The 13,911-nt window shown below is 73.8% G+C and carries 10 protein-coding genes; 5 read left to right on the top strand and 5 right to left on the bottom strand.

What is annotated here, in order from left to right; translation table 11 throughout:
* Positions 1 to 17: 17 nt before the first annotated feature.
* Both ACFV8H_RS22980 and ACFV8H_RS22975 read right to left on the bottom strand, forming a co-directional pair.
* Positions 18 to 803, bottom strand: a complete 786-nt coding sequence (locus ACFV8H_RS22980; protein WP_380402914.1) for a DUF4239 domain-containing protein — start codon at positions 801 to 803, stop codon at positions 18 to 20.
* A 15-nt stretch (positions 804 to 818) separates the two neighbouring features.
* Positions 819 to 2,276, bottom strand: a complete 1,458-nt coding sequence (locus ACFV8H_RS22975) for a D-alanyl-D-alanine carboxypeptidase family protein (protein WP_380402912.1) — start codon at positions 2,274 to 2,276, stop codon at positions 819 to 821.
* Between the two features lie 155 nt (positions 2,277 to 2,431).
* Between ACFV8H_RS22975 and ACFV8H_RS22970 the strand changes: the two genes are divergently transcribed.
* Positions 2,432 to 2,629, top strand: coding sequence for a hypothetical protein (locus ACFV8H_RS22970; RefSeq protein ID WP_360230485.1), 198 nt, complete (start codon positions 2,432 to 2,434; stop codon positions 2,627 to 2,629).
* A gap of 25 nt (positions 2,630 to 2,654) precedes the next feature.
* Here ACFV8H_RS22970 and ACFV8H_RS22965 read toward each other — a convergent pair whose 3' ends face one another.
* Positions 2,655 to 3,413: a TetR/AcrR family transcriptional regulator gene (locus tag ACFV8H_RS22965; RefSeq protein ID WP_380402909.1), complete on the bottom strand. Its 759-nt coding sequence runs from the start codon at positions 3,411 to 3,413 to the stop codon at positions 2,655 to 2,657.
* A 102-nt stretch (positions 3,414 to 3,515) separates the two neighbouring features.
* Between ACFV8H_RS22965 and ACFV8H_RS22960 the strand changes: the two genes are divergently transcribed.
* From ACFV8H_RS22960 to ACFV8H_RS22950, 3 genes are all read left to right on the top strand, one after another.
* Positions 3,516 to 4,361: a siderophore-interacting protein gene (locus tag ACFV8H_RS22960; RefSeq protein ID WP_380402906.1), complete on the top strand. Its 846-nt coding sequence runs from the start codon at positions 3,516 to 3,518 to the stop codon at positions 4,359 to 4,361.
* A gap of 447 nt (positions 4,362 to 4,808) precedes the next feature.
* Positions 4,809 to 8,297, top strand: coding sequence for a S8 family serine peptidase (locus tag ACFV8H_RS22955; RefSeq protein WP_380402904.1), 3,489 nt, complete (start codon positions 4,809 to 4,811; stop codon positions 8,295 to 8,297).
* A gap of 161 nt (positions 8,298 to 8,458) precedes the next feature.
* Positions 8,459 to 9,424: an alpha/beta fold hydrolase gene (locus ACFV8H_RS22950; RefSeq protein WP_380402902.1), complete on the top strand. Its 966-nt coding sequence runs from the start codon at positions 8,459 to 8,461 to the stop codon at positions 9,422 to 9,424.
* On the opposite strand, the gene ACFV8H_RS22945 is transcribed toward ACFV8H_RS22950, so the two are convergent.
* On the bottom strand, positions 9,421 to 10,128 hold the full coding sequence (locus tag ACFV8H_RS22945) for a response regulator (RefSeq protein WP_380402899.1): 708 nt from the start codon (positions 10,126 to 10,128) through the stop codon (positions 9,421 to 9,423). The genes ACFV8H_RS22950 and ACFV8H_RS22945 overlap by 4 nt on opposite strands.
* Positions 10,125 to 11,345: a sensor histidine kinase gene (locus ACFV8H_RS22940; RefSeq protein ID WP_380402896.1), complete on the bottom strand. Its 1,221-nt coding sequence runs from the start codon at positions 11,343 to 11,345 to the stop codon at positions 10,125 to 10,127. The genes ACFV8H_RS22945 and ACFV8H_RS22940 overlap by 4 nt, the downstream gene beginning before the upstream one ends.
* Positions 11,346 to 11,605: 260 nt before the next feature.
* Here ACFV8H_RS22940 and ACFV8H_RS22935 point away from each other — a divergent pair, with 260 nt between their 5' ends.
* Positions 11,606 to 13,819 carry an MMPL family transporter gene (locus tag ACFV8H_RS22935; RefSeq protein ID WP_380402893.1) on the top strand — a complete coding sequence of 738 codons (2,214 nt, stop codon included), beginning with the start codon at positions 11,606 to 11,608 and terminating at the stop codon, positions 13,817 to 13,819.
* Positions 13,820 to 13,911: the final 92 nt, after the last annotated feature.

Raw genomic sequence — 13,911 nt, 5'->3', positions numbered from 1 at the left:
GGGAGGGCTGTGGCCGGTCACCAGAAGCGGGCGAGGGCGCTCTGTCTGAACGGCTCCGGCGAGATGCAGAGCTCCCCGGCGAACGGCCGGTCCAGCACCAGGACGAGCAGCAGGCTGAAACCGATCAGCGCGGCCACCGAGCCGACGAACAGCAGCCGTGCCCGCCGGGCGCGGACGCCGTACAGCAGGGCCAGCAGGACGATCGCCACCGCTCCGCCGACGATCAGGACCTGGAGCAGGACGGGCAGTTCGGAGCCGCTCGCGTTGATCCGGTCCCGGCGCCGCCCGGCCACGTCGTTGAGGCTGTCGAGCGCCTTCGCGTAGAAGGCCTGCTCGGACGGCGACTGCGGATCGAACGCGAGCAGCGCCCGGTACATCGCGTCGACCTCCGTGCCGGTGGCCGTGAACTCGCCGCGGCCGGCCCTCATCAGCGGCCACTGCCGCTCCACCACGACGTGCACGTAGTCGCCGACCGACGCGGTGACGGCCGCCCGGGGCCCGGGCGGGAAGGCGGCGGCGTCCCGGGCGATCTGGGAGACCGCGGTGGCCTCGGCGGAGACCACCTTCTGGGTGTCCTGCAGCTCGGTCCACAGGTTGACGATGACGAAGGCCAGGATGAGGCCGTAGATCGCGCCGAAGATGCCGAGCACCACGCCGACCATGTCGTTGTTCCCGCCCCGGGCGAGGGCCGGGGACCAGTGGCTGACCAGGACGCTCCCGGCCAGGGCCAGCAGGACGGACCCGCCGACCACCAGCACGCCGAGCCAGGCGGTGGACAGGTGGTTCAGCAGCCAGAGCTCCATGACCGCCCCCCGGGGTCAGCCGTCCCGGCGGGGTCGGGTGCCGCGGAGGAGGGCGCGGGCGCGGCGGGTGAGACGGCGGGCGACGCGGCCGCCGACGCCGGTGGCACCGATCCGGGAGGCGCCGGTGTCGACGCCCGTGCCGAGGCCCGTGCTGCCGCCGGCCGACGCGGGGCCGGTCGGCCTGGGGCCGGTGGGCGCGGCGCCCACGGCGGGGGCCGTGCGGGCGGCGGCGAGGCCGGCGCGGCGCCGGGCGGAGCCGCGGGCGGTGCCCCAGACGGCGAGACCGGTGGCGACGGCGGCGCCGGTCCAGAGGGCGGGCGCGAGGACGGAGTCGTCGCCGCCGAGGACGGGGGTGCGGGACCAGGGCGGCAGGTCGGCCTCGCTGTCGGCGGCGGCCTGCGGGGCGCCGTCGGCCGGGGTGGCGGGCGCGCCCGGCGCGCCGTCCTTGGTGGTGCCCTTCGGCGCGGCGAGGTCCTCGACGAGTTGCCCGACCGGCTGGACCTTGCCCGCCGCGGCGAAGCCCCAGTCCAGCAGGACGGCGGCCTCGTCGTAGACCTTGCTCTGCGCCTCGGGGTGCATCACGGTCACCAGCAGGGTGCGGCCGCCGCGTTCGGCGGCGCCGGTGAAGGTGGCGCCCGCGTTGGTGGTGTAGCCGTTCTTGACGCCGATCAGGCCGGGGTACTTGCCGAGCAGCCGGTCGGTGTTGGCGATGTCGAAGGCGGTGCGCTGGCCGGTGGCCTTGTCGAGTCCGCCGGGGAAGCGGGCGGTGCGGGTCGCGCAGTAGGACCGGAAGTCGGCGTTGCGCAGCCCGGCGCGGGCGAACAGGGTGAGGTCGTACGCGGAGGAGACCTGGCCGTCCATGTCGTAGCCGTCGGGGGAGACCACCTTGGTGTCCCGGGCCTGGAGGGACTGGGCGCGGGCCTGCATCTCCCGGACGGTCTGCTGGACGCCGCCGTTCATGTGGGCCAGGACGTGCACGGCGTCGTTGCCGGAGCTGAGGAAGACGCCCCGCCAGAGGTCCTCCACCCGGTACGGCAGGTTCTCCTTGACGCCGACCAGGCTGCTGCCGACGCCGAGGTCGGCGAGTTCGGCGGGGGTGACCTGGTGCTCCGTGGAGCGGTTGAGCTTGGGCAGCACGGTGTCCGCGAACAGCATCTTGAGGGTGCTGGCCGGGGGCATCGGCAGGTGGGCGTCGCGCGCGGCGAGCACCTCGCCGGTGCCGGCGTCGGCGATCAGCCAGGAGCGGCCGGTCAGTTCGGCCGGCAGGGCGGGGGCCCCGGCCAGCGGCGCGACCTGGACGGCCGGGCGGCCGAGCCGCTCGCCGCCGACGGCGGCGTCCTGGGCGAGGGCCGCCGGGGCGCCGGCGGCGAGCACCAGGGCGGAGGCGGCGGAGGCGGCCGCGACCCTGGCGACGGACGGTGGTCTCTGCTGCGGTCGCTGCTGCGGTTCCCGCTGCTCACGCTCTGGCTGCACATGCTTTGGCTGCACACGGCGAACGTACCGGCGCCGCCGTCGGACCGCCGTGTCTGCTGCTCCGTCCGGAGGGAGGGCGGGACGCGACTTTGGTCAACGCCGGTCGCGCCGAAAGTCGGTTGGGCGCGGGCCGGCGGATTCCTAGGCTCGGGAGTATGAAGACCCTGCTCGGTTACCTCGGTTTCGTCCTGATCCTGGGCGGTGGCACCGGCCTGCTGGCCGACCACCTCGGGGGTTTCCGGCTGTTCGGCTTCGTCCGCTTCCTGGTGCCGGACGGCCACGAGACCGCCGGGTACGCCGTGCTGCTGGTGCTCGGCGCCCTGCTGGCGATCCCCGCCGCCCGGCGGGGGTAGCGGGCCTCCCTCCCGGCCCCTCGGTTCAGGCGCCGACGCCTGCGGCCACCCCGTCGAGCAGGACGGCCAGGCCGGTGCGGAAGGCGTCCGCGCCGGTGTCCTCCGGGCTGCCGCCGGCGCTCTGGAGGGCGGTCAGCAGCGGGAAGCGCCGTGGGAAGTCCGGCGCCAGTTCGGCGAGCCGGGCGGAGCGGGTGCTCCACCACTCCTCGTCCGTGACGCCGGTGGCGGCCGCCGCGCCGCGGGCGTCGGCGGTGGCGGCGGCCGTGCCGCGGACGAACTGCCAGAGCGCGGCGACCGCCCCGCGCAGCCGCCCCGGGGGCAGGGCGGCCGGTTGCAGCGCGGCCAACAGGTGTTCCATGGCGGCGAGTTCGGCCGGGCCGAGGACGGGTCGGGCCTGCGAGACCTGGAGCACCCAGGGGTGGCGCAGGTAGCAGGCGTGCAACTCCTCGGCCCAGGCGGTGACGTCGGCCCGCCAGTCGTCGAACTCCGGTGTTCCGGTGGGGAGCTCGGCGAGCACCCGGTCGTGCATCAGGTCGAGCAGTTCGGCCTTGCCGGGCACGTAGGTGTAGAGCGCCATCGCGGTGCGGCCGAGCCGTTCGCCCACGGCGCGCATCGACAGGGCGGCCATTCCTTCGGCGTCGGCCACCGCGATTCCGGCGGACACGATCGCGTCCACACTCAGCCCCGGTTTCGGGCCGCTGCGCCCGGTGCGCGGTTCCCCGGGGTGCCCCCACAGCAGGGCGAGCGAGCGGTGGGCGTCTCCCTGCCCGGCGTAGACGGTCATCCCGGCATCTCCTTATGGCGTAAAGTATCCTGGCGAGAGCAACTCTTTATGTCGTAAGGTATCAGGATTCCGCACAGCGATCCGCACAGCGAGGGGTTACCGATGACTCTGCCCGTCACCTTCATCGAGGTCGTAGCGGTCGACCGGATCACGCCGCGCACCGCCCGGGTCGTCTTCAAGGCGGAGGCCCTGGACGACACCGTGGGTGGCACGCCCGACCAGCAGCTCAAGCTCTGCTTCCCGCGCCCGGGGCAGCGCGAGCCGGAGCTGCCGGCGGGGCAGGACGACCCGATGGGCTGGTACCAGGCCTATCTGGCGATCCCCGAGGCCGACCGCCCGGTCATGCGCAGCTTCACCCTGCGCCGCAGGCACCCCGGCACCCGGCGGATCGAGGTCGACTTCGTCCTGCACGGCGACTCCGGCATGGCCGCGGCCTGGGCGCTGCGGGCCGCGCCGGGGGACCGGCTCGGCATGGTCGGGCCCTCCGCGCTGTACGCCCCGCCGGTCCCGTTCGCCCAGGTCGCGGCGGCCGCCGACTGGGTGCTGCTGGCCGGCGACGAGACCGCCCTGCCGGCCGTGGCGACGCTGCTGGAGGCCCTGCCGGAGGGGGTGCGGGCGTACGCCTGGATCGAGGTCGCGGACCGGGCGGAGCGTCAGCGGCTGGCGACCCGGGCCGAACTGGAGGTGCGCTGGCTGCACCGCGACGGCGCGGCCCCGGGCGCCCTGCTGACCGCGGCGTTCCGGGGCGGCGCGCTGCCGGGCGGGCGGCCCTTCGTCTGGCTGGCCGGGGAGGCGGGCGCGGTGCGGGCGCTGCGCCGCTGCCTGGTGGAGGAGCACGGGGTGCCGAAGTCGGACATCGACTTCACCGGCTACTGGCGCCACCGGCTGACCCAGGACGACGCGCCGACGGCCGAGGACCTCGCGGACGCCCGGGAGCGACTGGGGTGAACTCCTCGGCCGCCCCGTTCGTTCTGCATGCCGAGCGTTCTGCGTGCCGTTCGTTGTGCGTGCCGAGCGTTGTTTCGAGAGCCGTCGACGGGGAAGAAGAGTCGCGGTGTCGACAAAGAGGCAGCGGGTGGGCCGGGGTGGCGATGTTCCGCCAGTGTCCAGAGTTCGCCACTGACGTTTTTGCAGCTGCGGAAGCCTGTTCTGACCGTCCCTGACCGGCTCTGATCGGTGAAAAAGGGGCAGCGGCGGCCGGATTTATACTGTGTATTTTACTTTCTGATGGTCATTTTTACTTTCTGATGGGGTTTTAACCCCTTGTCGTGGTCGTGCCGGATGCGCTGGAATGCGACCGCTGTCGGGACGCGCGGTCCGGAGCACCGCGCGTCCGACCAGGATTCGTAGGCCGGATCGTGCAACCTGACGTCTCATCAGACGAAAGGATGTCCATTGATCGGCTGGCGCAAGACCCAGCTAGCAGCCGCCGTCACCGTCACCGCCGCGTCCATGGTCCTGAGCCTCGGGACCATCGCGAGCGCGGCCCCGACCCAGGATCCGCAGAACGCCCAGGCGGCGTCCTCGGACGGGTCGCCGGCACCGGTGATCGTGATCCTGAAGGACCAGATAGCGGACGCCCCGGCCGACCACGGTCACCTCGGCGCACGTGAGCAGAAGACCGCCAGCGCGCAGAAGCCGCTGCTGGACAAGGTCAAGGCCAACGGCGGCACCAACGTCAAGAGCTTCGTGGTGGGCAACGCCTTCTCCGCCACGGTCAGCCCGGCCGAGCGCGCGGCGCTCCAGTCCGACCCGGCGGTCGCCGCCGTGGTCGCCGACACCCAGGTCCAGGTGGCCCCCGTCGCCTCGACCACCGCCAAGAAGGCGGACACCGCGGCCACGGCCTCCGGCAAGTCCGGCGACGCGTCGAAGGCCGTTTCGGGCAGCAACGGCCAGGGTTCCCAGGAGAACGCGACCAACACGGTCTGCCCCTCCGACCCGACCAAGCCGCTGCTGGAGCCCGAGGGCCTCTACTCGGTCCGTGCCTACAGCGGCAACGGCAACCCCGGCGTGGAGAACCTGGCCACCGGCAAGGGCGTCAAGGTCGCCTACATCGCCGACGCGCTCGACCCGAACAACCCGGACTTCATCCGGGCCGACGGTTCGCACGCCGTGGTGGACCACCAGGACTTCTCGGGTGAGGGCTGGGACGCGCCGAGCGGTGGCGCCGAGGCCTTCGGCGACGCCTCGGCGGTCATCGCCCAGGGCCGTCAGACCTACGACGTCTCGCAGTTCGTCAACGCCTCGCACCCGCTGCCGGCCGGCTGCAACATCAACATCCGCGGCCTCGCCCCGGACGCCGACCTGGTCGCCCTCAAGGCCGGCGGCGAGATGATGTCCAACTCGTCGATCCTGCAGTCCATCGACTACGCGGTGCGGGTCGCCCACGTGGACGTGCTGAACGAGTCCTTCGGCGGCAACGTCACCCCGGACAGCGGCGCCCACGACACCATCGCGCTCTTCAACGAGCAGGCCGTCAAGGCCGGTGTCACCGTCGCGGTCTCCACCGGTGACGCCGGTATCAGCGGCACCATCGGCACCCCGGCCACCGACCCGTACGTGATCTCGGTCGGCGCGTCGACGGACAACCAGAACTACCAGCAGACCGGCTACGCGGCTTCCAAGTTCTCCAACAAGACCTGGAACAACAGCCGGATCTCCGCGCTCTCCTCGGGCGGCTTCACCATGGCCGGCCGCACCCTCGACCTGGTCGCCCCGGGCGAGTCGGACTGGGCGCTGTGCACCGCTGACACCACCAAGTACGCGGACTGCACCAACTTCAACGGCAAGGGCTCGAACATCCAGCCCTTCGGCGGCACCAGCCAGGCCGCCCCGTTCGTCACCGGTGCCGCGGCCCTGGTCATCCAGGCCTACCGCGACACCCACGGCGGCGACTCGCCGTCCCCGGCGCTGGTGAAGAAGTTCATCACCGGCACCGCCACCGACCTCGGCGTCCCCGCCGAGGAGCAGGGCGCCGGTCTGCTCAACGTCCGGGCCGCCGTCGAGGCCGCCCGCGGCTACGACGACGGCGACGGCACCGACGGTGCCCGCACCGTCGTGGTCAACACCGGCCAGGTGAGCATCCAGGGCGCCCCCGGTTCGACCCACACCGCCGACGTCTCCGTCACCAACACCAGTGACGAGCCGCAGTCGGTGAGCGCCACCACCCGCAGCTTCGCGCCGCAGGCCACCAACCAGCAGGTCGTCAAGCTGGACTCGGCCTCGACCGACACCTTCAAGTACGCCACCAACGGTGCCGACTGGGTGCAGAAGCAGGTCAAGTTCACCGTTCCGGCCGGTGCCGACCGCCTCGCGGCGTCGATCGCCTGGCACGGCGGCCCGAACCCGGTCACCAACGGCCCCGTGGTCCGCATGACGCTGCTCGACCCGTCGGGCCGCTTCGAGACCAACACCCGTCCGCAGGGCGGCGCCACCCCGGCCAACTTCGGCCTGGTCGACGTCCCGCACCCGGTGGCCGGCGAGTGGACCGCCATCATGTACACCCCGGCGGGCAAGGCCGGCTACACCGGCGACGTCCAGTTCGGCACCTCCACCCAGCGCGCGGTCCCGGCCGGCGCGGTGAGCCCGAACACCACCGAGCTGCAGCCCGGTCAGACCAAGACCCTCAAGGTCCAGCTGACCACCCCGGCGACCAGCGGTGACAGCAGCGAGGCGGTCCTCGTCTCCAGCTCGAACGGCAACACCACCAGCGTCCCGGTCGTGCTGCGCAGCCTCGTCCCGGTCAAGGACGGCAAGGGCAGCTTCACCGGCACCATCACCGGTGGCAACGGCCGCGGCTCCTCGCCGACGCAGATGTTCGCCTACGGCTTCGACGTCCCGAAGGGCCAGAAGGACCTGCGGGTCGGCGTCACCGTCGGCAAGGACGCGAACCTGTTCATGCAGGGCGCCCTGATCAGCCCGAACGGCACCCCGGTCGACATCGAGGGCAACACGCTGTTCGACGCCCAGGGCAACCTGACCGGCGCCGCCAACGGCGTCTCGGCCACCACGATCAACCCGGCCGAGGGCCACTGGCGCTTCGTCCTGAACGTGCTCGGCCCGGTCAGCGGCCAGGAGCTCGCCCAGGACTTCGCCGGCAGCATCGCGTTCAACCAGAACCAGGCCACCGCGGCCGGTCTGCCGAACGACCCGAAGACGAAGCTGGCGGCCGGCAAGCCGGTCACCGTCAACGTCAACTACACCAACAACACGGTCGCCACCCAGTCGATCGCGGCCGACGGCCGCCTCGACAAGCGCGTCGACCTGCCGCTCGTCCCGCAGGGTGCCTCGGCCAGCGTCAACCTGCCGCTGAGCCTGACCTCCTCGGTGCCGAGCTTCCTGGTGCCGCCGAGCACCGACCAGCTCAAGGCCGTGGCGGCGTCCTCGACGCCGGCGCAGATCGAGCTGAGCGCCACCACCGCCTCGCCGGACCTCTTCGGTGACCTCAAGAAGGCCCAGGACGGCTCCGCCATCTCGGTCGCCACCTCCAAGGGCAGCGCCGAGCAGCCGATCGTCCCCGGTGCCTGGAGCACCTTCGTCCAGCAGATCGGCCCGTTCGGCCCCGCCGGCGCGCCGAAGGGCACCTCCACCATCACCGCCACCGCGCACACCCTGGCGTTCGACCCGGCGCTGACCTCCAGCACCGGTGACCCGTACGCCGCCGCGGTGAACGCCACGGCCACGGCCGCCGCCCCGGTGACCGTCGCCCCCGGCGCCACCGGCTCGCTGCAGGTGACCGTCACCCCGACCGGCCCCAAGGGCAGCACGGTCAAGGGTCTGCTCTACCTGGTGTCCGGCCCGACCTTCGTGCCGACCGCCAACAACAGCCTCGGCACCACCGGTGCGGTGCTCGCGGCGATCCCCTACAGCTACACGGTGAACTGACGCTCAACCAGTTCAGCGCACCAGCCTGAGGCCGAGGCCGTCCCGGAGTTCCGGGGCGGCCTCGGCTGCTTGTCCCGTTGCCGGAACAAGCCGGGGCCGCCCGCTTGTTGAGCCTGGGAGGAGAGCCCTCGGGGTCCTACGGAGCGGAACGGGAGCGGGAGTTGAACGAGGCGATCAAGCACAGCGAGATCGAGGTGAACGGTGTCCGGCTGCACCTCGCCGAACAGGGGGAGGGGCCGCTGGTCCTGCTGCTGCACGGCTTCCCGGAGAGCTGGTACTCCTGGCGCCACCAGTTCGCGCCGCTCGCCGCGGCCGGGTACCGGGTGGTCGCCCCCGACCAGCGCGGCTACGCCCGCAGCGCGCAGCCGGCGGCCGTGGACGCGTACACCCTGCTCCACCTGGTCGGCGACGTGACCGCGCTGATCCGCGCGCTCGGCGCCGAGCGGGCCGTGGTGGTCGGGCACGACTGGGGCGCGCCGGTCGCCTGGGCCACCGCCGCCCTGCGGCCCGACCTGGTGCGCGGGGTCGCCGGGCTGAGCGTGCCGCCGCTGCCGGTGGGCGGCCCGCCGCCGCTCACCGCCGCCCGGGAGAACTGGGGCGAGGGCTTCTACCAGCTCTACTTCCAGGAGCCCGGCCGGGCCGACGCCGAACTGGCCGCCGACGTCCGGACCAGCCTGCGGCGCATCCTGTGCGGCATCCAGCCCGACGGGAAGCCGCGGGCGTGGATCGTCCCCGAGGGCAAGAAGCTGCTGGACACCGTCCCGGAGCCGGAGCGGCTGCCGGCCTGGCTCACCGAGGCCGACCTCGACGCCTTCGAGGCCGACTACGCGACCCACGGCGAGCGGGCCTTCACCGGCGGCCTCAACTGGTACCGCAACCTGGACCGCAACGCCGAACTGCTGGCCGCCTTCGCGGGCGTGACGGTCGACGTGCCCGCGCTGTACGTCGCCGGCGAACAGGACCTGGTCAACGCGATGGTGCCGCCGGAGGCACTGGCCTACCTGCTGGGCCGGCTGCCCAGGCTGCACCGGCACGTCCGGCTGCCGGACACCGGCCACTGGACCCAGCAGGAGCGCCCGGCCGAGGTCAACGAGGCGCTGCTGGACTTCCTCAAGAGCCTCGACTAACCGGAGTTCCGGTCGGCCTGGTCGCCGTGCCCCGTGCGGGCGGTGACCAGGCCGGACTCGTACGCGGCGATCACCGCCTGGGCGCGGTCCCGGACGTCCAGCTTGCCGAAGATGCTGGTGATGTAGTTCTTCACGGTGGACTGGCTGATCTCCAGGGCCAGCGCGATCGCGCCGTTGTCGAGCCCGGTGGCGATCAGCCGCCACACGTCGACCTCCCGGGGCGTGAGCTCGCCGTTGGGTACGGCGGCCGACGACACCGGGGCGGGCGCGACGGGCGCCCGGACGTAGGTGGAGATCAGCCGGGTGAGCAGCCGCGGGGCGACCACCGCCTCCCCGGCGTGCACCGTCCGGATCGCCGAGCTCAGCTCCTCCGGGGAGACGTCCTTGGGCAGGAAGCCGTGGGCGCCGGCGCGCAGCGCGGCCACCACGTACTCGTCCATGTCGAAGGTGCTCAGCGCCAGGACCCGGCAGCCGGGCAGTTCCCGGGCCAGCCGTTCGGTCGCGCCGACGCCGTCCAGGACGGGCATCCGGATGTCCATCACCACGACGTCGGGGCGCAGCCGGAGGGCGGCGGCGACGGCCTGCTCGCCGTCCCCGGCCTCGCCGACCACGGTCAGGGACGGGTCGGGGGAGAGGATCAGCGACAGGCCGCGGCGCACCAGCGGCTGGTCGTCCACCAGCAGCACCCGGATCCGCCCGGTCATCGGAGCACCTGCCCGGTCTGGACCGCGGCCTCGGCCGATTCGGCGTCGCTCAGCGGGAGTTCGGCGGCCACGGCGAAGCCGCCGCCCGGCTGCGGGCCGGTCGCCAGGGTGCCGCCGTGCAGGGCGACCCGCTCGCGCATGCCGAGCAGGCCGTACCCGGCCCGGCCGGTGGGCTCCGCCGGGGGCGCGCCGCCGCCGTCGTCCCGCACCTCGACGGTGACCCGGTCCGGGTGGTAGGCGAGGCGGACGGTGGCCCGGGCGGGCCCGGCGTACTTGCGGGCGTTGGTGAGGCCCTCCTGCACGATCCGGAAGACGGTCAGGCCGACCGTCGGCGGCAGCGGGCGCGGGGGCCCGTCGACGGTGAACTCGGTCGGCAGCCCGGCCACCCGGGACTCGTCCACCAGCCGCTCCAGGTCCTCCACCCCGGGCTGGGGCAGCGGCGGGGCGGCGTCCGGTTCGTCCCCGGTCCGCAGCACGTTCAGCAGCTGGCGCATCTCGCGCAGCGCCAGCCGGCCCGAGGACTCCAGGACGACCAGGGCGTCCCGGACCACCTCCTGGTCCCCGAGGTTGGCGCGGGCACCGCCGGCCATCAGCTGCATGGTGGTGATGTGGTGGGCCACGATGTCGTGCAACTCCCGGGCGATCCGGCGGCGTTCGTCGGCCACCGCGCGGTCGGCCAGCAGCCGGCGGTTGGCGGCCACCTCGCGCTGCCAGCGGGCCACCGCCAGACCGGCCCCGGCCACCATGACGGCGGCCACGGGGTCGGCGATGAGCTGCGGCCAGAGCGGGGATTCGAAGCGCAGCTGGCTCAGCGTGGTGGTCACCGCCGTCACGCCCACGGCGGCCGCGGTCACCGGGACGCCTCGGCTCACCGCGACCGAGTACAGCGCGACGACCAGCACCGCGCCGAAGTGCGGGCCCCTCGGGGAGAGCAGGTCGGCCGCCGCCTGGAGCACCAGGACGGCGGCCAGCGCCGGCACCGGGCGGCTGCGCCGGGCCAGCAGCGGCAGGCCGGCGAGGACGACCACGGCGAAGCCCGGCACGGACATGCTGAGGGCGCCGGTCGCCGGGCCGAGCAGGACGTAGCCGATCAGGTCCAGGGCGCCGGCGCCGATGGCCACCATGGCGTCGGTACGGGTCCACGGGAGGCGGTCCGTCCAGTCCTCCGGCGGCCCGTCGGTAGCCGTGTCCACCCCGGGGCGCTGACGCCCGTCCATCTGATTCCTCCCGGCTGACCAGCACTGACGCCCCCATTCTGGCATCGGCCGGGCGGCCCTTGCGTGGTCCCCCGGGCGGAGGAGCAGGGGCCCGGACCAGGACCACGGTCCCGGTCCCGGCCCCCGGCGGGGGAGCGCGGGCCCCCGGCGGAATCCTCCGCTGCCAGGACGCCCCGGCACCCCCGCGGCTGATGGTCTTGGAACAGGCCGGGAACCCCCGGTCCAGAGGCCGACGTTCGCGTCCACCGACCGGAGGAACAGTGATCCGCGCACTGACCGGATTCTCCACCCGACACGCCTGGAAGGTCATCGCCCTGTGGGCGGTGCTGGGCATGGGGCTGGCCGTGCTCAGCCCGATGCTGATGTCCCGGGTGACCCAGTCGCAGAGCGGGGAGTTCCTGCCGCGCAGCTACGACTCGGCGGCCGCACTGCGGATCGCCGAGCAGGACTTCGGCATCAAGCCGGACGCCACCACCGTCACCGTGCTGGTCGCCCGCACCGACGGGAAGACGCTCACCGCCGACGACCAGCACAAGATCGAGGCCGGCGCCGCCAAACTGGGGGAACGCCGGGTCACCATGCCCCGGAAACCGGACGAGCCGGCCGCCCTGGTCCCCGACCGCTCCCAGACCCCCCGGGTCGCTCCCGCCACGGTCGCACCCGACCGCACCTTCGAACTGCTCAGCGTCGAACTGACCGGCAACGCCTCGGACGAGGGCGTCCAGGGCGTCTACCGCACCTTCCGGGACCAGGCCCGGGCCCAGTTCGACGGGATCGGCATGCGCACCGGGTTCACCGGAGGACTCGCCCAGCTGTCCGACACCACCGAGGCCAACCGGGGCGCCGCGGTGCTCGGCAGCGCCCTGCTCACCGCACTGATCGTGCTGCTCAACGTGCTGGTGTTCCGCAGCGTGCTCGCCGCCCTGCTGCCGCTGCTCGCGGTCGCCGTCGTCAGCGGCGCGGCCGGCGGCGCCGTGGCCGGCGCGGCCGCCCTCACCGGTCTCAAGCTGGACAGCTCCACCCCCGGCCTGATCGGGGTGGTGCTGCTCGGCATCGGCGTGGACTACCTGCTGTTCCTGCTCTTCCGCTTCCGCGAGCAGTTGCGCGCCCGGCCCGAGCAGAACGCCCGGGAGGCCGCCGCCGAGGTGTCCGGCAAGGTCGGCACCGCGATCACCTCCGCCGCGCTGACCATCGTGGCCGCCTTCGCCACCCTGGCCGTGGCGAGCTTCGGCCAGTTCCGCTCGCTCGGCCCGGCCGTCGCCGTCGCCGTGCTGGTCATGCTGCTGGGCAGCCTCACCCTGATGCCCGCCCTGCTCGCCGCCTGCGGCCGCGGGATCTTCTGGCCCTCCCGCGCCCTGCGCCGGGAGCCGCGCCCGGGCGTCGCCGCCCGCTTCGGTGAGCTCGTCGCCCGCCGGCCGCTGGCGCTGCTGCTCGCCTCCGTCGCCCTGCTGGGCACGCTGGCCGCCGGCACCGCCGGACTCACGATGGACTACAGCCAGGGCGACTCCACCACCACGGCCGCCGCCGCCACCGCCGCCGAGATCGCCCGGGCCATGCCCGCCGGCGTCTCCGACCCGACGACCGTCTACCTGGTCGCCCGGGACGGCGGCACCGTCGACGCGGCCCGCTTCGACGGCCTGGCCCGCGAGCTCAAGGGCGTCGAAGGGGTGGGCCAGGTCGGCCGGCCCGTCCTCGCCGACAACCACCGGGCCGCCCGGATCGACCTCTACCTGAACGCCGACCCGCAGAGCCAGCGCGCCCGGGACCTCGCCTCCGGACCGGTCCGCGCCGCGGTCGCCGCGCACACCCCGGCCGGGACGGTCGGCCACGTCGGCGGCACCGCGGCGATCTTCGCCGACATCGCCACCGCCGTCGACCGCGACCTCACCGTGGTCTTCCCGGTCGCGGCCGCCCTGATCGCCCTGATCCTGCTGCTGCTCCTGCGCAGCCTGCTCGCCCCGGTCGCGCTGATGCTCTCCGTCGGCCTCGGGTTCGCCGCCACCCTCGGCGCGGCCACCCTGCTGTTCCAGCACGGCCTGGACCGGCCCGGTGTCTCCTTCACGCTCCCGCTGGTGCTGTTCCTGTTCGTGGTCGCGCTCGGCACCGACTACAACATCCTGATCACCGACCGGATCCGCGAGGAGATGCACCGGCCCGGGTCGGCCCGCTCCGCCGTGGCCCGCGCCGTCCGGCACACCGCCCCGGCCGTCGCCACCGCGGGCCTGGTGCTGGCCGGCTCCTTCGCGACGCTGGCCACCACCCCGGGCAGCGAGCAGGTCGCGTTCTCGCTGACCCTGGGGATCCTGCTCTCCGCGCTGGTGCTCTCCCTGGTCACCGTGCCGGCCCTGGCCGCCCTGCTCGGCCGCGCCCTCTGGTGGCCGCTGCGACCGGCCCCGGCCGCCGCGCCCGGCACCGACGCCCGGCCGCCCGTCGCGGCGCCGCGCCCGGCCCCGGACCAGCTCGGCGTCCGCTGACTGCCTGAGCGTCCGCCGACCACCGGCGCGCCTCTGACCACCGGAGCGCCCGCTGACCACCTGAGGCCGCCGGCCCGCCGCTGCTCCCCAGC

The sequence above is a fragment of the Kitasatospora sp. NPDC059827 genome, from assembly GCF_042731675.1.
Taxonomy (GTDB): Bacteria; Actinomycetota; Actinomycetes; order Streptomycetales; family Streptomycetaceae; genus Kitasatospora.
The sequence above is the reverse complement of the archived record's forward strand: the minus strand, read 5'-3'. Positions and strand labels throughout refer to the sequence as shown.